Genomic DNA, 25,153 nt, shown 5'->3' on the forward strand with positions numbered 1-25,153 from the left:
TGATGAAATTAGTGAGTCCTGCTCATTACCAGAGGCAGTAGGAATATAAGGATAACGGTGGTATTTACTGCGACGAAAAACACCATCACAAGGGCATATATGCCCAATAAGAGGGCGTGGCGATTGAGTGAGATAAGGCTTGCTGACTGAATGAAGAACTTTGTATAAGCCAAGCCAAGCAGGCCAATGCCGACTAGACCATATTCAATTGATGTGTCGAGTAAGAAATTGTGAGAATAAATAGCCAGTTCGCTGTAGGTAAAGTAACTCTCCATATAGCTAGGCAGCATTTTAGCTCCTACGCCAAACCAAGGGTGTTGTAAAAAAATGTCGATACCGTTAGCTAGCAGGAGCTTTCTGTGTAAGTTAGACACCCAGCGAGCAGAGCTTTGATCAGCAAAAGCAATGTCTAGAGGGGCAAACTCTGCAGTGTAAAGGAAGTGGTCGACTCCAAAGTAGACAACTACCATGCATGCGCTGCAAAGTGCGAAGATTAGGAGCCCCAGTATTGGGGTGAATCTTGAATTGGAGACTTTGTTATTGTGGTTGAATTGCTTAACATACAATAGATCTGCAGCAATAACGCACAAGAATCCGAGCATGGCTTTTCGCTCGAGAGAAAAGATTAGCAATGCACACCCTACAGCGAGTATCCAGTGTGCGAACTTCACTTCTTTGCGATAGATATAGGTTAAGGTGCAGAGTAATCCGAAACTGAATTTTGTTGCCCCGAGGTATTTAAATCCATCATAACCATGTGCGATGTGCCAAGCCGCGGTCATCAAGGCGACAAGTAGCAATAGATAAATGAACTGTTGTATGACTTTAGTGTTGTTGAAGCATCTATAAGCATGGAATATCGCAAGCATAGCAATGATGGATACCCACTGTATGGCATCAACAATGGCATAACTGAGCCTCGAGGTGGTCAGCAGGGCATTTAAGAATACATACAAGGCGAAAAGGCAAATTAAGGCCAAGTTGCCATGGGCAAGTGTACGGATATGACCGTTCACCGTCGCGATAATGGCTAAGCCTAGTGCGACAAGACTGATTACATCCGTTGCCTTAATGCCTGCAATTGAGACTGAATAAGGATTAAAAAACAGAGCCAAGCACCAGGGTGCCACTCGAGTTACAAGCCTAGAGATGTAATGTTCTTCACTCTCGAGCAATAGATTGGATTGCATAGGACTATTACTCTACGTAGAGCTCAGTATATTTATCGCTAAGGGCGTTTATCTCACTCTCGGAATAGAAATGGGTTGTTAATTTTGACGTCAACATTTCATTTAAATAATGAGGAGTGAGTGACAATGAGCTATTGAAATCGGCAATAAGTGGCTGATACCACTTATTGGAAGCTTGGTTGTCTTTGCTGAGTTCGATTGGGCATCCAACAAAGTCTTCAATGACTTCTCTACTTTCCCCTATTTTATCAAGGCGGATCACCAATAAATCGAAGTTCTTATTCTGATAGCGCTGAGAACCTTTCACAGAATCGAAAGGAGTCTGAAAGACATCGATACCCGTTAGTTTTTTTATCTCTTTATCAAACCAATCAAGCGGGTATTGATGATTGAGACATTCAACATAGGTTTCAGCTAAGAGGTTCTTTTTCTCTTCACGTACTGCTGAATCATCAATTAAATATTTATTACTTAGCCAAAATGGTAGGGCTTGAAAGTACATCGAAATATTTCGGCCGACGGGTTCACGCACCAGAGAAATCACTTTGACTTTGTTCTTAGATTTCAGCATGCAAGGTACTACATGCCTTTTGACTAGCCTTTTCATGTATTGCGAGTTTGGTTTGTGTACGCGTGCTCGAACCGGAGAAATTAAACTTTCTGACGAAATCGACATTAAGTCATGTAGGTGTACAGAATCTGGGATTGACTTTTCTAGTGCACTCGAACCCACTTTGCCCATTTGATAAATCAAAATTGGGCTTTTTGACTGCCAAACCTTTTTAAGTAGTGTCATTGAAATATCCTCACTTACGACGAGTAGGCGTACTGCTGTTCATACAGGTAAGCTTTGGCTTTACCTTTTGCCTGATTCACCACAACACCGAGAGACGGCACGTCATGCTGGAGTTGCTTCTGCAATGCATAATTGACTAAAGGTGTTTTGGTCGACTCTGATTTAACGACCGTGATCAACCCATTGGCTTTTTGCCCAATAATCAAGGCATCACTGACAGATAGCAGTGGTGGTGTATCGATGATTATGCGGTCATAGCTCTGCTCTAGCTGAGCAAGTAACTTGGAAAACTTGCTAGATTGGAGAAGTTCTTGGGCATTTGGCGAGCTCAAGCCACTCGTGATCACCTCAAGTTTTGAATCTTCATGGCGAACAATGCATTGTTCGACCGGCATATCCATTGAGAGAATCTGTGACAACCCTGGTACTGATTTAGCAATGTCAAAACGAGCTGCAATAGAAGGTCTTCTTAGGTCGCAATCAATCAGCAGTACTCGTTCCATCGAAGCCAGAGAGGTAGCCAAATTAATTGACGTTGCGGTTTTTCCTTCGCCTGGTATTGCAGATGTAACGGCAATGAATTTCTGTTTTTTGTTTGTTAGATGTAATAGCAGCGAGGTGCGTAGAGAACGGCATGCTTCACTGTATGGAAGGTGTTTTTCTCTGTCGTGATAAACAGAGTACGAGATACCTCTATTTCGTAGCTTGGCATTCTTAATGTAAGGAAGTACTCCTAGACATTTTGCTCCCAGTTTATCTTCCACATCTTTGTAGTTGCTGATGGTGTTTCTGATGATTTCTAAACACACCACAATGACTGAAATAAAGACAAAGCCCAAAAACGCAGCGATGAATGTTAGTTTTACTCGTTGCGGCGCTACAGGGAAAAGTGGAATCATTGCTCTATCAGTAAAGCGCGCGGTGACATTTTGGTAATCGCTGGTGGTATCTGTCTCTTTCTCTCGATTTAACAGGGCTTCGTAGAGTTTCTTATTAGACTCAACCTCGCGGCGTAACTGATCGTACTTTGCACGTTGAGAGCCTAGATCCTGAAACTCACCGCGCTTGCGTTTCATCTCTTTAAGCAACAGCAATTCTTGAGTTCTAGCGGTATTGAGGTCTTGTTGCATGCTTGAAGACAGGTCGCGAATGCGGCTCTTAGCTTTGGTGCGAATAGCCTCTAACTGCGCATTCGCCTGGATCATTTTATCGTGCTTGGGTCCATAGCGCTGAGAGAGCTCACTCACCAACTTTTCAGCATCGATCTCTGCAAGCTTTAGGTCTCGGATCTGGGCTTGATTGGCAAATTCGTCCATCGATAGCAGGCTATCTAGATCTTGAGAGGCTTTCTTTCTAAGTAAGCTAACGCGTGTCTCGGCTTCAATTCGACGGTTACGTATTTCACTGATTTTTCTTGATAAATCTTCTATCTCGCCCGCGTAAATATCATCGATGCCATTTAGGTCGACTAAGCCTTCCTGTTGTAGGTAGTCTTGTAGCCTTTGTTCTGAATCGTTGAGTTGTTGTTTCATTTTGGCTGCATTGTCTGTTAGCCAGTTCGCAGCATTCTGGGTAATAGAGAGTTTGGCTTCGAAGTTAGAATCGATATAGGCCTGCCCAACGCGATTGGCAATTTCTGCCGCTAGTTTTGGGTCTTTAGCACGAAAACCAATTTTGACTAATTGTGTATTTCTTACAGGCTCTATCACCAGGCGGTTCTTGAACTTATTGAGTGTGGAGTAGTACCCTTTTTCATAATCATCGGTTCCATCAGGAGTCGGTTGAACACCCAATAAGTCTTGCAACAATGGAATAGATTTGAGTTCTTCGAGCTTTGTTTTAATTGAGCTAGCTCCTTTGAACTCATTGTGATATTCAAGCCCCATATCAGCGATGACAGTAGAAGCGATATGGTTTGATTTCAGTATTTCAATCTGAGTTTGAAAGTACTCTTTTTTCGTTGTATCGACGCCGTAAACTTCATCAATGGAAAGGGCACTTTTCTGCTGGTCTTGAATCAGTAGAGTTGCATTAGCCTGATAAATAGAGGGCTTACTGTAGATATACATCGCCGCCGTTACACCGAAGATGATCGTAAATGCAATAATGGTGAATGCGTGACTCTTCAGTGTGAGTAAGTGACCTTTTAATTGAAAGATGTCACCCGTCATTGGTTGAGTCGTTGAGGTATGAGTTTCGTTCATTGGATTATCCCTTGTTCAAAATTAAAAAAAGCTTTGGTCGACAAAAATGATGTCGCCGGGATAAACCACGTGGTTCATGCTTGCTTTGCTTACATTTTTTCCAGATTTGTGGCGGGTGATTTTGATGTTGCGCAGCGATGCGCGGTCGGTAACACCACCTGCAACCGCGATGGCCTTTTCTAACGTAAGTCCAGGTTGGTATTCAAACCCCCCAGGTTTACGTACTTCACCATTCACGTAGAAAAGGCGGAAGTTGATGATGTTGACCATCACCTTAGGGTTGATGAGATAGTCGCCTTTGAGCCCACCCTCAATCTCATAACGTAGCTGTTTTGGTGTTTTACCAATGGCTTTGATTCGACCCAGATAAGGAAAGTCAAAGTAGCCATCTGATGTGATGAGAATTGAGTCGATACTTAGGTCTTTTTCACCGTAAATCTGGACACTGATGCTATCGCCAGTGTCTAGGGTGTAATTCTGTTCGTCATTGGACAACGCGGGCAGAGAAACAAGTGAGACTAAAATGAATGAGAGTAAGTGGAATAATGGTTTCATGCTGCATATCCTAAAGTGTTGCGTATACAGATAATCCGAAGATGTTCTGCTGATATTCATAGCTAGAGTTGGATGACTGATTGTTTTCAAATTGGTAATAAGCGGATAAACCGAGCCAGCGTTGAATCTGGTAAGTGCCTTCAACGCCCAGCGATAGCAGTTCTTCATTCCTCAGTCCATTGCTATAGTCATCAAGGGTGTAGGTGGTGTTGAATTGCGAAGATAGCTTGGAGTTCCAATCCTGTATTGCTTCGAATGCAAAGGTCGTTTGTAGGTTGTAATCACCTTGCTGATCTGGGTCGATTGCGGCCTGTGAAGTTCGGAAAGCTATCGTTGTCTGTTCTTGAGGGAGCCAGTTAAGCTTTACGTTCCAGCTAAATCCTTGAAAATCATCTCGACTGTTAGAGTCAAAAGATTTCTGTTGGACACCAAACTTTGCCACTCCCTCTGTTTTACCGGTCAATGACCAACTAAAACCGGTGTAGTAGAAATAGCTATTGCTGTCTTTGTTTGGGTTATTGTCTGCTGCTGTTGACGGTCTTTGATGTTGGTACTCTTTAAGTAAGACTCGTGAGCCCAGTAGCCAATAAGTGACTGGAGACAAGCGCAGATAGAACTCACCGTGTCCCGTGACGGAAGAGAAGTCGTTGAAGCGACTGCCTTCTGAGTCACTGATGTCGCGAAAGTTCTGATAACGTTTATCACGGTAGTTCGCTCCTGCTTCAATACGACCTTTTGCGCCCTGAGAGCCGTAGATGTAGTTAAACCCAATGTCATGAAAAGTATATTCAAGCGGCTCGTCGAGTAGGTTAGAAAACGCGTCACTTGCGGTTAATCCTGTACCGCGCTCTTCATGTTGATTGCGAAAAAGATAATTCACGTTGAGGCGGTTACGAGAATTGAGCTCAAATTTGTTGCTTGAATCGAACTTCTGATCGATATAGTCGTTTCTACCATCACTCGAATCCCCAAGAGATAGGGCATACGTGTGCTCTCCCAGGTAACGATTAGTTTCCACTTCAAAAGCCAAACCACCGTTTAGTTCAGTGATTTCAACGCGATCTGTGTCTTCAGAGGCTCTAGCTATGTTGTCGTTGGAGCGATATTGAATGCCTAGGTTCGGAAAGAGCTCAATCCCAGAATCAAACTTGTAACTCAGCGGCTCTCCCAGAGCGGGAGCTACAACAGTGGCTAATGTTAGTGCATACATCACTTTCATTCGTTCAATCCTAATAGGCATTTGAGCCAGTAAATCCTTTGAAGAAAGTAAGGAAGATGATTTTTACATCCATCCAAATGTTCCAGTCATGGATATACTTCAAATCGAACTCAACACGTTTCTCCATTTTCTCGAGCGTGTCTGTTTCACCTCGGAAGCCGTTTACTTGAGCCCAGCCCGTGATGCCAGGTTTTACCTTGTGACGGAGCATGTAACGGTCGACGATTTGGCGATACTCTTCGTTGTGTGAGATGGCATGTGGGCGCGGGCCAACGATTGACATCGTGCCTTGTAAAACGTTGAAGAATTGCGGCAGCTCATCTAATGAAGTGCGACGTAGGAATGAGCCAAATGGCGTGATGCGAGGATCGTTCTTGGTGGCTTGTTTCACATCTGAGCCTTGTTCCATGGTTGTCATTGAACGGAACTTCCAGACCTTTATTTTACGCCCGTCTAGGCCGTATCTATCTTGCTTGAACAGTACCGGACCTGGTGACGTCAATTTCACTCCAGCAGAGATAACCAACAAGATAGGAGAAATACACAACAGGATGATGGAACCAATGACGATATCTTCTAAGCGTTTCAACCAAGAGGCTGCGCCTGAAAATGGGGTATCGAAAACACTCAGGGTTTGCACTGAGCCAATTTGGTTCCAACGAGAGTGGAGCAGGTTGTAAGTAAAGAAGTCAGGAACTAAATAGGTTGTTGCCGTGGTATCCGAGAACTTCTTGAGGAATAGGGAAATTCGGTCATTGGCGAACATTGGCATAGCAATGTAGACGTAATCAATCTCACTATTTTTGGCTCGCGCTAAGGCGTCAACTAGGCTTCCCTTTATCGGGTATTGTTGTTCCCAATCTTCACGCTTTGAGCCGCGTTCATCGTAAAATCCGTCGAGAATAACGCCATGCTCGTTGTTGGTTTCAATCTCTTTCGCAAGGCGAATACCGAGTTCAGTCTGACCGATGATGATCGCCCTACGAGTATTGAAACCGCGCTGGCGGACATGGTTTAGTGCCAATCTAAAACCGATTCGCCACAAAAGTAGCCCTGCTAGAGCGACACCTAGCCAAGTTAGGATGAGAGAAGGCTGAAAGGCATTGCTCGCGTTAGCAGCTAGCAGCACCAAAGTCATAACGATATATGTGAAAAGCCAAACCACCGTGGTCTGAAAGAGTTGAGTCTTTAGTTTATTAGTGCGCCAAGAGCGATACAGGTTGGAGCTTTCCGCTAACACTAAGAAGACTAAGCATGCTGAAGAGATAAGTATAAGGTCGTCTTTTCTTAATCCTTGTTCAAAGAAGATGCTCAAAGTGAAGAAGGCAACGAAAATCGCTGTGATATCGACAATGCGATACATAAAAGCAAATTCCGTCTCATGAGAGCGTATAAGCCCGCTCGGTTGTGGTTGATTGTCCATAATCCAAATCCCTTTATATAGAAACTGATGGCTCATATAGAGCGTCATTGCAAGCGAATCTATATCCGTATAGAGGCTGACGTTATGGTGAAATTCTATTTTTTTTAAGGTGGGGATTTAGTGGAAATAAGGATGAAAATTAGACTTTGGTCACTAGTTCAAATATTCATTATCTAGTGCAACTTTGCTCTGTAGTAAGCAGGAAAGTATGAAGAGTCTGTATGAGCTAAGTTGATATTTTCTAAACAAATAGCACTTAGTGACTAGGGCCTGTTGACGTTTCGAGCTGGTTTTTGCAGCAGTTTGTGGGAAATTTCTACAAGGCAGAGGCTTTGATGTGTAGCTAGCCTACATGAGAAGCCGATAACGCAGTAGAAATGAAGCACAAACGCTGCCCGAAGGGTTCGGCTAAAATCGTTTTATGCTTTGTTAAGGGGTATTTACTTAGAATGACTAGGCTACACACCCCTTGCCGCGCCTAAAACGATTTTATCTCGAACAAAATTTAACCTCGAAACGTCAACAGGCCCTAATACAAACAAAAAGCCCTGAGCGTGAACTCAGGGCTTGGATTTCGTCGTTTAATTGTGAGAGCTATTACTCAACACCGTACTCACGATACATGCGTTGGCACGCGCGACCATCGCTGTGGAATAGGTGACAGCGGTGAGCTGGGATACCGATAGCAAGTTTGTCGCCAGGCTCAACGGTTAGTGTATCTGGCTGACGGTAGATAACGTCTGCATCTGCACCATCAAGAGATAGGTAAACCTGAGTTTCGTTGCCTAGTTTTTCAACAATGTTCACTTCACCTTCGATGCTCGCATCACCTGCTTCTGCTTTTAGAAGGTGCTCAGGACGTACCCCTAAAGACATACGGCTACCACGCTCAACTGTGCTGCCATCCACTGGGATCCAGAATGAATCACCATTAGATAGCTGAACTTTCACGCGTTCTGCTTCAACTTCATCAATAAATACGCTCATGAAGTTCATCTTAGGAGAACCGATAAAGCCAGCGACAAAGCGGTTTTGTGGGTAGTGGTATAGTTCTAGAGGACGACCAACTTGAGATACGTAACCACCATCGAGTACTACGATCTTATCAGCCATTGTCATTGCTTCAACCTGGTCGTGCGTTACGTAAATCATCGTACAGCCAAGTTTGCGTTGTAGCTTAGTAATTTCAGAACGCATTTGTACACGAAGCGCAGCATCTAGGTTAGATAGAGGCTCATCTAGCAGGAACACATCAGGTTGAGATACAAGAGTACGACCGATAGCAACACGTTGGCGCTGACCACCAGAAAGGGCTTTTGGTTGACGCTCTAGAAGGTGGCTCAGTTGCAGGATTTCTGCAGCATGTTCAACACGGCGGTCTGTTTCTGCTTTATCTGCTTTAGCTAATTTCATGCCGAAAGACATGTTGTCGTATAAGTTTAGGTGAGGGTATAGAGCGTAAGATTGGAACACCATGCCAACGCCACGCTTCGCTGGTTCAACATCGTTCATGCGCTCGTCACCAATGTATAGATCACCTGAGGTGATATCCTCTAGGCCAGCAATACAGCGTAGTAGTGTTGATTTGCCACAACCTGATGGACCTACAAATACTACAAACTCGCCTTCTTGGATATCCAAGTCAACATTCTTAGAAATTAGTACGTCGCCGTACGCCTTGCATACATTTTTTAACGTGACACTCGCCATCTAGCTCGTCCTCGATCAAACAAATTTTTACTGCCGCTCATCTTATATGAGTTATCGCGCGAGCGGCAACAGTAGGAAATGGGTAAGGTGCTTAGTAAGAAAAAAGGTGCTTCTTCTCAACCAAGAAGAAGCACCGCCAAAGCCAAGGTAAAGTCAGCCTCCCCCGACACAATGTTTCTCTACTCTAAGTGAACTCACTGAATACAAACGATTGTGACTACTGACCCTCCGGCAATGCAAGCCAGTTGAGATGTTAAACTACATCGACATCTGGTTAAGGGTTCTTACCATCCACTCTTGGATGACTGCAGTTTGTAAGATTGGTGTCGTCTCTACATCCTCCTAAGCGTTTTTTTTACGGGGGGAGTAGTCAGGGAGGAGGGGGTAGAAGCATAAAATTGGCTATAGAGATCTAGTTCAAATTATTTCGCTGATTTCGTGTGATGCTATGCACAATTGTTCATTGTTTTGTGATCTTGCTCTTAGTGTTGAGGGGATTGAGATCACGAAACTACGCCATAATAGCAGGGGCGTAGAATGTAGGATGATGAGCGCAGAGTGGATATTTAAGATGATAGCTGACGAAATATGGCAATCCTCTGAGATCGCCCTACATTCAGAAAATAATATAAAAAGGATATGAACATGAAAAAAGCTCTAAGCACTGTAGCTCTAGGCACATTAGTTGCTCTAGGTTCTTTTGGTGCAAACGCTGCTATCGAAGAAGGCCAACTAACTATTTGGGTTGGTGGTGACAAGGCTTACCAGGGTATGGCTGAAGTAGGTAAGCGTTTCGAAGAGGACACTGGTATCAAGGTAACAGTGGCATTCCCAGACAAACTAGAAGAGAAATTCCCACAAGTTGCAGCAGCAGGTGACGGCCCAGATATCATGTTCTACGCACACGACCGTTTCGGTGGTTACGCAGAAGCAGGTCTACTAGCTGAAATCAACCCATCTAAGGAAATCAAAGATGGTATCGTAGATTTCGCATGGGATGCAGCAACTTTCAAAGGCAAGACAATTGCCTACCCAATCTCAGTAGAATCAGTGTCTCTGATCTACAACAAGGCACTCGTACCTAACCCACCTAAGTCTTGGGAAGAAATCCCAGCACTGAACGCTGAACTACAAAAAGACGGCAAAAAAGCAATCATGTGGCCTCTACGTGGTGGCGCATACTTCACATGGCCTCTACTTTCAGCTGACGGCGGTTACGCATTTAAACAAATCTCTGGTGGCTATGATGTAAAAGATGCAGGCGTTGCACAACCAGGTGTTCAGGATGCGCTTAGCTTTATCAATACTATGGTTAAAGACAACGTGATTTCGGCTGATATGGACTACTCTGTTGCAGAGTCTGAGTTTGTAGCTGGTAACGTTGCAATGACAATCAATGGTCCATGGAGCTGGGCAAACGTTGATAAAGCAGGTATCGATTATGGTGTTACAACACTTCCTAAGTTTAACGGTCAAGCGTCTAAACCATTCGTAGGTGTATGGGTGGGTGGTATCAGCACTGCTTCGCCAAACAAAGACCTAGCGGTTGAGTTCCTAGAGAACTATGTACTAACTAATGAAGGCCTTAAGAGCCTGAATGATGACAAGCCACTAGGCGCAGTTGCTCTTAACTCTTTCCAACAGCAGCTAGACAGCGATGCTCGTATTGCAGCAACAATGGATAACGCGATGAACGGCGAAATCATGCCTAACATCCCTCAGTTCACTACGTTCTGGTACAGTATCGAAGAAGCACTTGGTAACGTAGTTGACGGTCGTCAAGGTGTGGCTGAAGCACTGAAGACAGCTGAAACACGAATGACTAAGTAATTGCATTAAGCAGTTTCAAAAAGCAATACCCTTTTAAGGAGGGGGTAACCCCTCCTTACTTTTCTATATTATCGCTAGCAGGTTCCACTATGCAGTCAGTTCAAGGTTCTGAAGCGCTTCAAGCTTCATCAAGCCTACCAACTAGTAAGAACGTATTTATCAAATGGGCTTTATTAGCCTCGGTTGGTATCGTTAATGGCTACGCTACAATCCTAATGTATTCTCGCGGTGAGCTCTCTTTTGCATTGCTTACTGTGGTTCTAACGGCTCTAGCACTTTACATTTTTGGTAGTAAGAAAACATACGCACACCGTTATATCTACCCAGGTATTGCGGGCATGATCCTTTTCATCATTTTCCCTTTGATCTATACCATAGGTCTCGCGTTTACTAACTACAGTGCTAAAAACCAACTCTCACTTGAACGGGCACAAACGGTTCTCTTAGATAGAACTTTCCAAGGTGGTGATAGCTACGGTTTCGATCTTTATCAAGTTGATGACGGCCATCAACTGGTTGTGAAGAAGAACGGTGATCTTCTAGCGAGTCCAGTATTCACAATGGGTGAGCTCAATGGTCAAGAGTTCAATCTGACTAAGATTGCTGAAGCAACAGGTTCTAAAGAGAAGATCAAAGCGATCATCCAAAACCGTAGTGCACTTTCAAGCATCGATTTAATCACGCCATCTGGTGAAGAAGTTCGTATGAGCGGCCTGCGTAAATTCGCATCTGTTGCTCCTCAATATACGCTTCAAGAAGATGGGGAAACGCTACTTGATAACCAAACAGGTGGCTACCTAAAACCAAACATGGAAGTGGGCTTCTACCAACCCGTTGATGCCGATGGTAACTTCGTTGGTGACACGCTATCTCCTGGCTTCGTGGTTGAAATTGGTACTGCTAACTTTGAGCGTGTTTGGAAAGACGAAGGCATTAAAGAACCGTTCATCAGTATCTTTATCTGGACAGTAGTATTCTCTGTTCTGACAGTTATCTTCACACTTGTCATTGGTCTAGTTCTAGCAAGTGTTGTTCAATGGGAAGAGCTTAAAGGCCGCGCGGTATACCGAGTGCTGCTGATTCTTCCTTATGCGGTACCTGCGTTCATCTCGATTCTTATCTTTAAAGGTCTCTTCAACCAGAGTTTTGGTGAGATCAATATGATGTTGAATGCGATGTTCGGTATTGCGCCAAACTGGTTCTCTGACCCGTTCACAGCGAAAGCTATGGTGCTTATCGTGAACACATGGTTGGGTTTCCCTTACATGATGATTCTATGTATGGGTCTGCTTAAAGCGATTCCTGATGACCTATACGAAGCGTCTGCGATTGATGGCTCGAACTTCATCGATAACTTCCGTCGCATCACGTTCCCATTGATGATTAAACCACTGACTCCTCTATTGATTGCGAGCTTTGCGTTTAACTTCAACAACTTTGTAATGATTCAGCTGTTGACTAACGGTGGTCCAAACATGATCGGTACCTCTGAGCCAGCAGGTTACACCGACCTACTTGTGAGCTACACCTACCGAATCGCATTCGAAGGTGGCGGCGGTCAAGACTTCGGTCTGGCAAGTGCGATTGCAACGCTTATCTTCCTATTGGTTGGCGCGCTGGCACTACTAAACCTTCGCTTCACTAAGCTATCTCAAGATTAAGGAGTAACGACAATGGCAATGGTACAAGGCAAATCCTTAAAATACCGTGTATGGGCGACCCATGCTGCTCTTTGGGCGTTCCTATCACTGATTATCTTCCCACTACTGATGATCATTGCGATATCATTCCGTGAAGGTAACTTTGCAACGGGTAGTCTGATTCCAGACAACCCATCGCTTGAGCACTGGAAACTGGCGTTAGGTATCGCAGTAACCAATGCAGATGGCACAGTAACACAGCCTCCTTTCCCAGTATTAACCTGGCTATGGAACTCAGTAAAAGTTGCGGGCATTACGTCAATTCTGATTGTTGCGCTTTCAACCACGTCGGCTTACGCATTTGCTCGTATGAAGTTTAAAGGCAAGAACACTATCCTTAAAGCGATGATGATCTTCCAGATGTTCCCAGCAGTACTCGCTCTTGTAGCGCTTTACGCTCTATTTGATAAGTTGGGTCAGTACATTCCGTTCCTAGGTTTGAACACGCACGGTGGTCTTATCTTCTCTTACCTAGGCGGTATCGCACTGCACGTTTGGACAATCAAAGGCTATTTCGAAACGATTGATAACTCATTAGAAGAAGCAGCAGCACTAGATGGCGCAACACCATGGCAAGCATTCCGCCTAGTATTGCTACCACTATCGGTGCCGATTCTAGCGGTAGTATTCATCCTGTCGTTTATCGGCGTGGTGGGTGAAGTTCCGGTAGCATCTCTACTGCTTTCTGATGTAAACTCGTACACATTAGCGGTAGGTATGCAGCAGTACCTATACCCACAAAACTACCTGTGGGGTGACTTTGCTGCGGCAGCTGTACTGTCTGCAATACCAATCACAGCTGTATTCTTGTTGGCACAACGTTGGCTAGTCGGGGGACTTACTGCCGGCGGTGTGAAAGGATAAGAATAATAAGGCGACCTCTTAGGTCGCCTATTATGTTGTATCAGCACTTAACATTTGGTTTGGCCGCCGATCGGTTAAGTTGCCACAACACTGGCGTTACGCATAGCTGGCTGTTAAGCAAGTTCCTTACTAACTCATTGACTAACAGTTTTTGTAACCAAAACCCGAGCTTCTGCTTGGGTTTTTTTATACCTGTAAATCATCGTTTTGGGGAGAAGAACGCATCAGGATGCGATTGAGTGTTGAGAAATGAATGCAAGCGATGAGGTGTTTGCATAAAAATTGATATTGAAAAAGCTTTTATAGAAGGAAGTTTAAAAAGAGCTTAGAGTCTCATGGTTAGACGGAGCACAACCGACGTACTGTAGCAGGATATAAACACTCTCTTGAGACATAGCAACACGCCTAAAGAGATCAGCAAAGGTCTCGTCCCCGCCAAAGCATGCACGAATGTAGTGATTGATTTCTTGTTCGTTGTAGCCTTCAACATACATGGTTCTTACCCATTGGTATTCTACCGAGCTCGTATCTTTGAGTGCCTGAGTGTTAAGAGTGATCTGCTCCAAAGTCCTTCCTTAAATGCAGAATTACGGGCTTTCCCGAATAACTGCATGGCATTAGAACAGATAAAAATGAAAAAATGATGACAGCGACTCTAAGAAAGCAAGATCACTCTGCGTATGGATTACTAGACCACTTCGTTGCTGGAAAACTAGATATCTAGATTCAAGTTATCTTTAGATGTTAAAAAGGGTTGACGTGTTGGCGCCAACCCTCAAAACTCTAGCTCTCTAGCTCTCTAGCTCTCTAGCTCTCTAGCTCTCTAGCTCTCTAGCTCTCTAGCTCTCTAGCTCTCTAGCTCTCTAGCTCTCTAGCTCTCTAGCTCTCTAGCTCTCTAGCTCTCTAGCTCTCTAGCTCTCTAGCTCTCTAGCTCTCTAGCTCTTTACTTCAAAAACTTAACGTGGGCTTCCATCTCTTCACCAATCTGCTTGCGCATGTTCATGAGTTTGATGGCGGATTCGCGCAGTTTTATGTCATCTTCCGTTTCTGGAATCCACTCCGGAACTGGGGTTGGTTTACCTTCTTCATCGACAGCAACCATGATAACAATACAGTGCGTGGTGAGACGGTTTTCAAGTTTTTTCGGATCGCTGGCTTGCACATCAATGGCAATGTGCATCGAGCTTGAACCGGTGTAGATGACCTTGGCCGTAACTTCGACCATATTGCCTACATGAATAGGGGCAACAAATCTGATTCCCCCAGCGTAGGCGGTAATACAATACTTGCCACTCCATGCGGCTGAACAGGCATAAGCGGCCAAATCGATCCATTTCATCACGGCTCCACCGTGAACCTTTCCACCAAAATTCACATCGCCCGGCTCAGCTAAAAATCGTAGTGTGACTTCGCGTTTTTCTCTTCCCATGAGACATCCCTTATTATTGTTTTCATAGACTCTTGTAACAAAATTCAAACAAATAAGACAGTGAAATTAGGTGGTTAAAATAATTCGCTTTTCTCATCCTCCTGAAGTTGGCAGAATTATCGGGTACCTCACACTTATCTAGGACGATAGCACCCGATGCGATTACTCCACACCTCAGACTGGCATCTTGGCCAAAACTTCTTTACCCAAAACAGAAAATCAGAACATCAGGCATTTACTCAATGGCTGATCCAGCAAGTGGAAGAACGAAATATTGATGCCGTGGTGATCGCGGGGGATGTGTTTGATACCGGAACTCCACCAAGTTATGCACGTGAGTTGTATAACCAATTTATTGTTAATTTGAACAAAGTAGGTTGCCAGTTGGTGGTGTTGGGAGGAAACCATGACTCGGTTTCAACCCTTAATGAGTCCAAGCAGCTGCTCGCACAACTCAACACCCAGGTTATTGCCAGTACGAGCTCTGAGCCGAGTGAACAAGTTGTCGAGCTCAAACGCAATGATGAGGTCATAGGATTAGTGTGCGCCATTCCATTTGTGCGTGCTCGTGATGTGATGTCGAGTCAAGCCGGAGAATCTGGAGTAGAAAAGCAACAAGCCCTAGGTAAGGCAATCGCAGAACATTATCACCTTGTTTATCAAGAAGCTTTTAAACGTCGAGAAGAGCTAGGTAAGGAGATTCCAATTATTGCCACGGGGCACCTTACGGCGTTAGGTGTGAAAACGAGCGAATCTGTTCGTGATATTTACATTGGTACATTAGATGGCTTTGATGCCAATGGTTTCCCTCCAGCAGACTACATCGCCCTCGGCCACATTCATCGCCCACAAGTCGTTGCAAAACAAGAGTATATTCGTTATTGCGGTTCACCAATTCCTTTGAGCTTTGATGAGCTCAAATGGCAGAAGCAGGTGATTGTGGTTGAGTTTGATGGTACTGATCCCACAATTGAACCGATAGAAGTTCCCCGTTTTCAAGCGATGCAGGCGATCAAGGGCGACCTTGAAAGTATTGAGAAGCAGCTTAGCGACCTCGATTTTGAACACTCAGAAGTGTTGTGGCTCTCCATCGAAGTTGAAACACAAGATTACCTCACCGATCTGCAAGAAAGAGTTCAAATTCTTCTTGAGGGGACGTGTTGGGAAGTGGTTCAGCTGCGTCGCGCTAAAGGTGTACGAAATCATACAATGCAAGCCCAAGAGAAGATTGAACTTTCCGAGCTCACACCGTTTGAGGTGTTTGAGAAACGTCTTGATCTGGAAGCCTTCGATAGCGATGAGTTGAAGCAAAGAAAACAAAGAATTACTACTACGTTCAATCAAATAGTTGAGGGTGTTGAGCTAGAGGCCGCTCCTCAAACGCCACACATCGAAGGAGAGAAGTCATCATGAAAATTCTAAGTTTAAGCTTCTCGAATTTAAATTCATTGAAAGGGGATTGGAAGGTCGATTTTCGACAATCTCCTTTTGCAGACAATGGCTTGTTCGCCATTACCGGCCCGACTGGCGCGGGTAAAACAACGCTACTTGATGCTATCTGCCTTGCCTTGTATCACAGTACTCCACGTCTTGGTCAATTGTCGGCTACCAGTAACGAGATTATGACTCGCGGTGAGTCTGAGTGTCGTGCCGAGGTTGAGTTTGAGGTTCAAGGTAAGGCGTATCGCGCTTTTTGGAGCATGCGCCGCTCTCGCGGAAAAGCGGACGGAAAACTTCAAGCAGCACAAGTTGAACTCGCTGAAGTTGAAAGCGGTAAAATTTTAGCTAACCAAGTAAAGCGAAAGAATGAGTTTATTGAGTCTATTACCGGCTTGGACTTTGGGCGTTTCACCAAGTCGATGATGCTTTCTCAAGGACAATTTGCAGCGTTCCTAAATGCCAAAGAAGGTGAGCGCGCCGAGCTGCTTGAAGAGCTGACGGGCACCGAGATCTATGGGGCGATATCAGAGCGTGTACACGAACATTATACCGAGGCTAAGTCAAACCTATCTCAACTCGAAGCGAGAGCACAGGGCGTTCAACTGCTGTCTCATGAAGAGTTAGCTGCACTCGTAAAAGAGCAATCCGAACTTAAATTAGAGACTCAATCAACGCGAAGTTTACATGATGGGCTTTTAAAGCATCAACGCTGGTGGCAAAAGGTCTCTGAAAGCGAGAGCGATATTGAACAAGCGACAGTGCGTTTGAGCTTAGCTGAGCAGGCTCAAGAGGAAGCTCAACCAAAACTGGACAAGCTAGTCACGGCAGAGCCCGCAGAGGCGTTGCGTTCAACATATATGTTGATGAATGATGCGAAAAGTAATGCTGAAAAAGCGCAAGCTCAGCTCAATACTAAGCGAACAGCGTTAGACAGTGGTGAGATTGAACTAAAGGCAAAACAATCATTGCAACAAGCGACTCGACTTGAGTTTGAAAAGCTGCGTGAATCGGCGAAACAACAAGAGGCATTGATCGTCAATCAGGTAGCACCGCTTGATAATAAAATTGAACAGCAGACCGTTAAGTATTCAGAGCAGCAACAACTCGTATCGCGCATAGAACAGCAAAGAGCAGCGCTAACTGGCGAGAAGGAACAACTCGAACAGCTGCAAGATAATAGATCGGCTCAGTTAAAAATACTTGTTGAGGAAGTAGAGCAGTTAGACGGTGAGAACTTAGATAAGCAGCTTCCAACTTGGCAGCAACAGTATCAGCAGATACTTAAAGCCGCTGAGCAAGCTCAGCAAGCTTATAAGCAGTTAACCGAGCTGAAGAATCAGTCAGCTTCTCTGGAGCAAGAAAAGAACGTCTTGCAACTGGCTGTTACTGGATCTGAAGAGCGTCAAACTGAACTTAAGAAAGAACTCGACGTTGTTGTCGCTAAGCAACCGAAGGAAGAGCACCAACGCAGCCGTGAGCAGGTTGAGCTTGCATTAAGACAGTCACATCAAACGGTAACTAACCTTAAACAGTTGAAGCTTACTCAGCAGCAATGGCTAGAAACAAGTCAAGACATCACTCAAAAGCAGCAGCTAAGTAAAGATATTCAACTTCAACACCAACAACTGATTAAAGAGCGAGATAGCCTGCGAGAGCAGTTCGCAACTTGTCGTCAGCTCGTTGCATCGCTGCAAGCCAATATCGGTTTAGAGGAACAGCTTGCTCACTATCGCAGTGAGTTGGTCGAAGGCGAAGCTTGTCCACTATGCGGTTCAAAAAGTCACCTACTCTCAATGGAGCAAGTTCCTTCTGTTTCACAAATTATGCAACAGAAAAAGGAAGCGGAGACGCAGCTCAGTAAAGTCGAACTGCAAGGCAAAGAACTGAGCGTTCAAGTCGATTCGCTTAACCGTCAGTTGTCTGAGATTGGCACAGCTTTAGCGCAGCTTGAACAGAAAAAACAGCAGCTAGAAACTCAATTCTCGACTGAGTATCAAAGTTTAATGGCTAGCCAGAGCTTGCCTAGATTAGATAGCTCAAGCCCATTAGTGATTGAACAGTTGGAACAACTCGACGGTCTGCTTAATCAAACTATCAAACAACAAGCTTCAATGACTCAATGGTTAGATGCTTATACTGTTTGGGAAGCAAGTTTTAAGCATGCTGATGGAGCGCTACAAGAGCACTTGAAAAACGCTCAGCAACAAGCACATCAACTAGAACTGGCAACACAAAACCTAGTCAACTTAGAACAGCAAATTGAGCGTGCAAACCAAGCGCAGCAGCAAGTGAATGAGCAGCTCGAGAACGACAAACGAACGCTTTCTCAAAGCCTTGTTGAGTACGACAAATCCGCAGAGCAGATACTTAGACAATCGAACCGAGAGTTTGAAAGCTATATCGGGCAGCTAGCCACTAAGGTTTCATCGTGGAAGCAGTCAAAACAACAACAAATCGACTTAGCTCAGAAGATCGAAAAGGATGCCGTGATTCTTGAGAACCATACAAAGAGACTCACTGAACTTACCAGCGAACTTGATACTAATACCACCTCCTTACAAGCAATATTGTCTGAGCTAACAGCAAGTAAGCAGCAAAGAGAGTCGTTGTTTGGCAATCAGTCGATAGCGGATGTACGTGTTGACTGGCAGCAAAAGCTCACAACACAAGAAGGTCGCTTGAATGCCATCGTTGAACAATTCAATCAACTGAACAGCCAGCAAGAGTCGCTGCGTGGTGAAATCTCTAGCTTGGAACAAATCAGTGTTGATTTTGCCGTTAAGTTAGAGAGGCATCAAACCGAATGGTTGAATAAGCTAGAAGATAGTTGCTTTGATGATGAAGAAGCGTTCATCAATGCTCTTATTGATGGTGAAGAACTAGAGACATTGCGCAAGCTCAAGCAAGATTTGGCTATGCAACTCAAAGAAGCACAAGCGCTAAAAGAGTCTAAACAACAGGTTCTGAATGCTCTCAGAGAGCAGTTTGAGGCACAAGAATGGCAACAAATGGCTTTATCTGAGGTAGAAGCTCAGCTTACAGAGGTGTCCGCTAAGCTCGAGCTGATGCTTAGCCGAGATGGCGCAATTCGCCAAGCTTTGGAGTCGGATCAAGCTCGTCGCGAAGGACAGCAAGCTCTGTTTGAAGAGATTGAACGTTACCGAGAGCATTATGATGATGCACAGTACCTGCACTCGCTGATTGGTTCTAAGTCGGGGGACAAGTTCCGTAAGTTCGCTCAAGGATTAACGTTAGACAACTTGGTTTATTTGGCCAACCAGCAGCTTGAACGACTGCATGGCCGATATTTGCTAAGCCGACGTAGAAACAGTCGCGATGAGTATGACGGGCTTGAATTAGCCGTGGTTGATACCTGGCAGGGGGAAGCGGTGCGAGACACCAAAACTCTATCTGGTGGTGAAAGTTTCTTGGTGAGTCTAGCATTGGCATTGGCCCTGTCTGACTTAGTGAGCCACAAAACCAGTATTGATTCCCTATTCTTAGATGAAGGCTTTGGTACCCTTGACGCTGACACGTTAGATATTGCGCTTGATGCGTTAGATAACCTTAACTCAAGTGGTAAAACCATTGGGGTAATTAGTCACGTTGAAGCAATGAAAGAAAGGATTCCTGTACAACTCAAAGTGACGAAAAAGAGTGGATTGGGAGTGAGTATGCTCGAGCCGCAATACAAAGATATTAGGTCAACAGACCCAAGAGTATCTTCATAAGTCGATCTCCTCGACATTAGTTACGTATCTAAATCGATACCCTAGGGCAAAGTCTGTCTTAGGGTATTTTTATGCTGAAAGAACCAACCTATCTTGAAGATCATCAAGTAGATGAATCGCTCGACTCAGAGCTACGAGGATTGCTGAGCACGTGTTTTGTGAATGGTGATGCTGCAGAGGTATTTCGTTGCCAACGTTTTTTTAAGGATAAACCTCAACATCGATATATGCGTTGGCACCAAGGGCAATTGATTGCGCATGTTGCGGTGCATGAAAAGCAGGTCTTAATCGACGGTGTATCTAAGCCAATATGTGGTATTGCTGAAGTCTGTGTGGCTGAGGATTATCGAGGCAAGGGTTTAGTGAAAGAGCTACTTGCAGAGATCCATCAACAGCGTGCAGAAGCAGGGGATGAGTTCTCTGTTCTTTTTGGTGACACTGAAGTCTACAGTTCTAGCGGTTATCAGGGTGTTGGCAACATGAGTTGTAGTTTTGATGGAGAAAGTTGGGTCAAGGTTGATCACGTTATGGTGAAGAGCCTCAATCAAGAATGGCCGAATCAACCTGTAAAACTCATTGGTATTCCGTTCTAACGGCTTTAATTGGTCTCAACCCTTGAATACTCATTCAAGCGTTCATATTGTTTACTAACACACTAAAAATTCGAGTCCGGTAAGTGTCGAACTTTGGCTCGAAGTAACCTGTCAGGAGTGACTATGGCTAACGAATATACCCCACCAAAAGTTTGGACAATGGAAGAAGAAAATGGTGGTCAGTTTGCAAGTATTAACCGCCCAGATTCTGGTGCTCGTCATGAGAAAGAGCTGCCAGTTGGTGAACACCCAATCCAGCTGTATTCGATGGGGACGCCTAATGGTCAGAAAGTGACGATTATGCTTGAAGAGTTGCTTGCTCTTGGCGTGAAGGATGCGGAATACGATGCACACCTAATTTCTATTCTAGATGCAGATCAATTTGGTTCGGGCTTCGTTAATGTAAACCCAAACTCAAAGATCCCTGCTCTGGTTGATAACTCATTCCTTGAACCAATTAATGTCTTCGAGTCTGGTTCGATCCTCGTGTATCTGGCTGAGAAGTTTGGCTACTTCCTGCCAAATGACTTTGCAGCACGCGCTTCAGTGATGAACTGGCTATTTTGGCTTCACGGCTCGGCACCATACCTTGGTGGTGGTTTCGGTCACTTCTATGCGTACGCTCCCGAGAAGTTTGAGTACCCAATCAACCGATTTACCATGGAAGCGAAACGTCAATTAGATGTGTTGGACAAGCAACTCGCTAAGACAAAGTACATTGCAGGTGATGAGTACAGCATCGCGGACATCGCGATCTGGCCTTGGTATGGCGCAACCGTACTTGGCCGTATGTATGATGCAGCAGAGTTCCTAGACGTAGAAAGTTACAAGAATGTGAGACGTTGGGCAGAACAAATTGACCAACGTGAGGCAGTCAAACGCGGTCGCATTGTTAACCGTAAATGGGGTGAGGAGTGGGAGCAAGTTGCCGAACGCCACTCAGCCGCTGATATTGATCAAGCTCTAGCGAAACGTCCAGAGTAATGTGTTGATACAGTTAGATTTAAGCGCACCTCGGTGCGCTTTTTTGTGCAGGGTCAAGTCACTTCCAGGCCAGTATTCCATAGTGATACGGGCAGCTCTCTTCAATGGAAACAGGTTCAATCTTGCTAAACCCTGCTTGCTTCATCCATTCGATGCTTTGTTTAGGTGTTGGTCGAATATCCAGTGATGGCCCTCTTGGGGTTGGGATATCACTTCGCCAATGAATGACGGATAAACAGCCGCCATCTTCGAGACAGCGGTACGCTTCCTTTAACAATGCGACTGGGTATTCAAGGTGTAAAAGGTTGTAGATCATCACACCTTGTTTGCTACTAGGTGCAAAGCCAGTGCCTTCTGAAATCACGTCACGTGATACAGCTGTTACGTTAGTCAAACCTTGCTGCTTAATATTGTGTGTCAGGTTTTTAACCATTTCAGGTTCGATATCAAACGAATGCAGATGCCCTTGGATTCGACTTGCAGCCGGCAGACTAAAGGTTCCGTAACCACAGCCAATCTCAAACCAATCACCAACTAAGTTCGACTCAGGGAGAAGGCGGGTAATGGCTTTGTTTGTATCAAAGAAACTTGCCCAGTAACTCTCTTCAGGCATCCCGCTGTCACGGACCTTCATAAACTACAGAACCTTTTCTTTAATTACTTTTAAAACGCCAGAGTCTGTATTGCTTGGTGCACTAAAGCGAGCGACTTCCTTTACCTTTGGATGAGCGTTATCCATTGCGTACGAATGGTAGCTGACGTCAAGCATCTCAAGATCGTTGAGATAATCACCGAAGCTCATGGTCTCTTCTACGGTAAAGCCTAATGTGTTCTGTAGATGAGTAATCGCAGCGCCTTTTGATGCTTGAGCATTCATTAGGTCTAGCCAGATTTTTGCACTGACCACCACTTGATGACTTTCACCAAATTCTTCATTCATCTTCGGAAATACCAGCTCTTCTGTACCACCAAAATGACAGATGGCGACCTTGATAAACTCATCATCGACCTTAAGTAGGTCGTCGACGTACTCACAACGATGGTAGTACTTTTGGAACTCTTCCAGTGCGTGTTGATGCTTGGTTTCAATATAAGCAGATTTCTTACCACACAATACCAAGTGAGCGCCTTCAATTTCACGCGCTGACTTGATGATTTCATGGATAGACGGCGTGTCGATAGTACAGCTGTATATCTCTTTTCCTTGGTGCATAACGAGGGTGCCGTTCTCAGCGACAAACATCATTTTGTCTTTCACGGGGGCAAAGGTGTCTATCAGGCTGTAATACTGGCGTCCGGAAGCGGCTGCGAAGATGATGCCTTTATCTTGTAGCTGATAAAAAACGTCATAAAAATCAGGGTTTAGGCGGCTGTACTCGTCGAGTAGTGTGCCATCCATATCAGAAGCGATGAATTTGATGTTTGTTGAGGTCATTGACTATTTTCTCTGTAATCAGGGCGGCTATGCAGCCTTATTATTATGCAGTGATTTTTATCACAAAATTTGAGCTCTAAACTACCTGATATCGGTCTTTTTTCAATGACTATTTCTATTAATTCCTTTCCTCTTTTAATTCCTTTCTTTTTTACTTTAGGGTTGACCTGTCTATTACTTCACAGTTTAAGCTGCGCTCATTGAATACATAGTGTCACCGTTGAGATAGCAAGTTCGGATGACCAAGCTTAGGAATGAAAAATGAACTACCAAATGTATAAAGCGGAACAACTTGAAGAATTAAAGCGACTATTTACTCAAACTTTTTCTGATTCAGAAGGTGTTGATGAGGGTAAAGTTCTCGGTGAGTTGGTTGAAAGCCTTGTTGCGACAACACCTAAAACGGATATTCGCGTCTTTGTCGCAATGGATGGCAACAAAATGGCCGGCGCTATTTTATTTACTCATCTGACGTTTGAATCGGATAAAACAGCCTTCTTACTTGCCCCAGTAGCGGTTCTGACTGAATACCAAGGCAAGGGTGTTGGCCAAGCATTGATTAAACATGGCTTAGAAGCTATGCGTGCGGAGGGTGTGTCACTCGCTTTCACTTACGGTGACCCGCAATACTACACACGTGTTGGTTTCGAGCGTATTACAGAAGAGCAGTTTAAAGCGCCTCAGAAGCTAAGCTACCCTCACGGCTGGTTGGCACAGTCACTAACAGAAGAACCGTTAACTGCAATCGCTGGTGGCTCTGAATGTGTCGAAGGTTTTAACAAGCCGGAGCTATGGTAACAAGCAAATCGCTGCGCTGCAGGAAAACTAGATACCTAGGTTCTGTAGCCTAACGCACTAAAAAGGGTTGACGCACTAACGTCAACCCCCAATATCAGCTCTCTAGCTCTCTAGCTCTCTAGCTCTCTAGCTCTCTAGCTCTCTAGCTCGTCTTCCGTCGAATTACTTCAACCTGACTAATCACACTATAAGGCGTCTCGCCAACACGTGCTTGATCTAGCAGTTCCACCGTTTTTGAGGCGATATGCTCGAGATCTTGTCGAATAGTCGTGAGCTCATTAGCCACAACAGGTAAGTCATCAAAGCCGGTGATAGCGATGTCTTGAGGCACTTGAATCTCTTTGTGGCGAATTACTTCTAACACGCCTAAAGCAATTTCGTCGGTATTACACACTAGCGCATCAAGTTCGGTCAGCAACTCGGGGTGACGATAGAAGTGAGAGCAGGCGTGCATCCCTTGAAAATGACGACCTTCGAACACGATAGAGCGTTGAGGAAGCCCGGTACTTTGTAGCGCATTTACGTAGCCTTGGTATCGAGTGTTGTGGCTGACATCATCGATGTCTTCTGCAACAACAAAACCAATACGTTTCTTGCCTTGGTTGATTAGATCGAGCGTGATTTGACGAATACCCATAAATTCATCTGGTGCGACCCACCAACCCTCGTTTTGTTTGCCTATGGTGACGTAAGGGATCTGCATCTCTCTAAGGATAGGAACTCGAGCGTCATTCTGTGTTGCTCCGATAACAACACAAGAGGCTGCAATGTTTGGGATTGATTGAATATCTTCTTGCTGAACGATCTCCGGTACTAAACCGCGTTTTTGCAGTTCACCTAATAGATGTTTGTAGATCAATGTTACGTAAGGAGAAAGCTGCGAGTCGTTATTGCTCAATAGAATCGCTACCGATGCATCCTTACCTGAGCTTAACTTACGTGCAGTCATACTTGGGTTGTAATTGAGCTTTTTACACGTCTCTAATACCTTTTGCCTCGTAGCCTCACCCACGCCGTCTTTACCATTGATGGTGCGGCTTACAGAGGCAACAGATACGCCCGCCATCTCTGCGACTTTCTTGATGTTGATTGGGTTACTGCTCATAGAGTTCTAGTTCTTATAGTAAATGTAGATGTATTGGAACGAGCATTATTGTGTCTCTTTGTAACCGGTTACTCAATGATTAAGCTCACATTTCTGTTTTTTGTTCGTTTTTAGAGGTTTTTGGGTGGTTTGTAGGTGGGTTAATGT

20 protein-coding genes are annotated in these 25,153 nt (G+C 44.6%); 8 read left to right on the plus strand and 12 right to left on the minus strand.

What is annotated here, in order from left to right:
* Positions 1–8: 8 nt before the first annotated feature.
* The 7 genes from DPF91_RS03940 to malK form a co-directional block, all read right to left on the minus strand.
* Positions 9–1,190 carry an O-antigen ligase family protein gene (locus DPF91_RS03940; protein WP_117233111.1) on the minus strand — a complete coding sequence of 394 codons (1,182 nt, stop codon included), beginning with the start codon at positions 1,188–1,190 and terminating at the stop codon, positions 9–11.
* A 7-nt stretch (positions 1,191–1,197) separates the two neighbouring features.
* Complete coding sequence (locus tag DPF91_RS03945) at positions 1,198–1,986, minus strand: putative capsular polysaccharide synthesis family protein (protein WP_117233112.1); 789 nt, start codon at positions 1,984–1,986, stop codon at positions 1,198–1,200.
* Between the two features lie 14 nt (positions 1,987–2,000).
* Positions 2,001–4,190 (minus strand): GumC family protein, encoded by a 2,190-nt coding sequence (locus DPF91_RS03950; protein ID WP_117233113.1) that lies wholly within the window; start codon positions 4,188–4,190, stop codon positions 2,001–2,003.
* 21 nt (positions 4,191–4,211) lie between these two features.
* A complete protein-coding gene (locus tag DPF91_RS03955; protein ID WP_117233114.1) occupies positions 4,212–4,745 on the minus strand; it encodes a polysaccharide biosynthesis/export family protein in 534 nt (177 codons plus the stop codon).
* A gap of 10 nt (positions 4,746–4,755) precedes the next feature.
* The gene (locus DPF91_RS03960) at positions 4,756–5,985 is read right to left on the minus strand and encodes an outer membrane beta-barrel protein (protein ID WP_117233115.1); all 1,230 of its coding nucleotides are present in this window, start codon (positions 5,983–5,985) and stop codon (positions 4,756–4,758) included.
* Complete coding sequence (locus tag DPF91_RS03965) at positions 5,975–7,387, minus strand: undecaprenyl-phosphate glucose phosphotransferase (protein ID WP_117233116.1); 1,413 nt, start codon at positions 7,385–7,387, stop codon at positions 5,975–5,977. Before DPF91_RS03965 ends, DPF91_RS03960 begins: the two co-directional genes overlap by 11 nt.
* A 597-nt stretch (positions 7,388–7,984) precedes the next feature.
* Entirely contained in the window at positions 7,985–9,097 is a 1,113-nt protein-coding gene (gene malK, locus DPF91_RS03975; RefSeq protein ID WP_117233117.1) for a maltose/maltodextrin ABC transporter ATP-binding protein MalK, read from the minus strand.
* Positions 9,098–9,742: 645 nt separating this feature from the next.
* Between malK and malE the strand changes: the two genes are divergently transcribed.
* The 3 genes from malE to malG all read left to right on the plus strand — a co-directional run bounded on the left by malE (position 9,743) and on the right by malG (position 13,491).
* Positions 9,743–10,927, plus strand: a complete 1,185-nt coding sequence (malE, locus tag DPF91_RS03985; RefSeq protein WP_117233119.1) for a maltose/maltodextrin ABC transporter substrate-binding protein MalE — start codon at positions 9,743–9,745, stop codon at positions 10,925–10,927.
* Positions 10,928–11,016: 89 nt separating this feature from the next.
* A complete protein-coding gene (malF, locus tag DPF91_RS03990; RefSeq protein WP_117233120.1) occupies positions 11,017–12,588 on the plus strand; it encodes a maltose ABC transporter permease MalF in 1,572 nt (523 codons plus the stop codon).
* A gap of 12 nt (positions 12,589–12,600) precedes the next feature.
* Positions 12,601–13,491, plus strand: a complete 891-nt coding sequence (gene malG, locus DPF91_RS03995; RefSeq protein WP_117233121.1) for a maltose ABC transporter permease MalG — start codon at positions 12,601–12,603, stop codon at positions 13,489–13,491.
* A 314-nt stretch (positions 13,492–13,805) separates the two neighbouring features.
* Here the strand turns inward: malG and DPF91_RS04000 are convergent, their stop codons facing one another.
* A complete protein-coding gene (locus DPF91_RS04000) occupies positions 13,806–14,057 on the minus strand; it encodes a hypothetical protein (protein ID WP_117233122.1) in 252 nt (83 codons plus the stop codon).
* A gap of 377 nt (positions 14,058–14,434) precedes the next feature.
* On the minus strand, positions 14,435–14,920 hold the full coding sequence (locus DPF91_RS04005) for an acyl-CoA thioesterase (RefSeq protein WP_117233123.1): 486 nt from the start codon (positions 14,918–14,920) through the stop codon (positions 14,435–14,437).
* A gap of 156 nt (positions 14,921–15,076) precedes the next feature.
* Between DPF91_RS04005 and sbcD the strand changes: the two genes are divergently transcribed.
* The 4 genes from sbcD to yghU all read left to right on the plus strand — a co-directional run bounded on the left by sbcD (position 15,077) and on the right by yghU (position 21,668).
* Positions 15,077–16,333, plus strand: coding sequence for an exonuclease subunit SbcD (gene sbcD / locus DPF91_RS04010; RefSeq protein WP_117233124.1), 1,257 nt, complete (start codon positions 15,077–15,079; stop codon positions 16,331–16,333).
* Positions 16,330–20,091 (plus strand): AAA family ATPase, encoded by a 3,762-nt coding sequence (locus DPF91_RS04015; RefSeq protein ID WP_117233125.1) that lies wholly within the window; start codon positions 16,330–16,332, stop codon positions 20,089–20,091. Before sbcD ends, DPF91_RS04015 begins: the two co-directional genes overlap by 4 nt.
* A gap of 71 nt (positions 20,092–20,162) precedes the next feature.
* The gene (locus DPF91_RS04020; protein WP_117233126.1) at positions 20,163–20,684 is read left to right on the plus strand and encodes a GNAT family N-acetyltransferase; all 522 of its coding nucleotides are present in this window, start codon (positions 20,163–20,165) and stop codon (positions 20,682–20,684) included.
* Between the two features lie 123 nt (positions 20,685–20,807).
* Positions 20,808–21,668, plus strand: coding sequence for a glutathione-dependent disulfide-bond oxidoreductase (yghU, locus tag DPF91_RS04025; RefSeq protein WP_117233127.1), 861 nt, complete (start codon positions 20,808–20,810; stop codon positions 21,666–21,668).
* Positions 21,669–21,726: 58 nt separating this feature from the next.
* On the opposite strand, the gene DPF91_RS04030 is transcribed toward yghU, so the two are convergent.
* Positions 21,727–22,302 carry a class I SAM-dependent methyltransferase gene (locus tag DPF91_RS04030; RefSeq protein WP_117233128.1) on the minus strand — a complete coding sequence of 192 codons (576 nt, stop codon included), beginning with the start codon at positions 22,300–22,302 and terminating at the stop codon, positions 21,727–21,729.
* A 3-nt stretch (positions 22,303–22,305) separates the two neighbouring features.
* Entirely contained in the window at positions 22,306–23,103 is a 798-nt protein-coding gene (locus tag DPF91_RS04035; RefSeq protein WP_117233129.1) for a Cof-type HAD-IIB family hydrolase, read from the minus strand.
* A 261-nt stretch (positions 23,104–23,364) separates the two neighbouring features.
* Here DPF91_RS04035 and DPF91_RS04040 point away from each other — a divergent pair, with 261 nt between their 5' ends.
* Complete coding sequence (locus DPF91_RS04040) at positions 23,365–23,901, plus strand: GNAT family N-acetyltransferase (RefSeq protein WP_117233130.1); 537 nt, start codon at positions 23,365–23,367, stop codon at positions 23,899–23,901.
* A 142-nt stretch (positions 23,902–24,043) separates the two neighbouring features.
* Here DPF91_RS04040 and DPF91_RS04045 read toward each other — a convergent pair whose 3' ends face one another.
* Positions 24,044–25,006, minus strand: coding sequence for a LacI family DNA-binding transcriptional regulator (locus DPF91_RS04045; RefSeq protein ID WP_117233131.1), 963 nt, complete (start codon positions 25,004–25,006; stop codon positions 24,044–24,046).
* Between the last annotated feature and the right edge of the window lie 147 nt (positions 25,007–25,153).

It is taken from the genome of Vibrio maerlii (assembly GCF_003415655.1).
Classification (GTDB): Bacteria; Pseudomonadota; Gammaproteobacteria; order Enterobacterales; family Vibrionaceae; genus Vibrio; species Vibrio maerlii.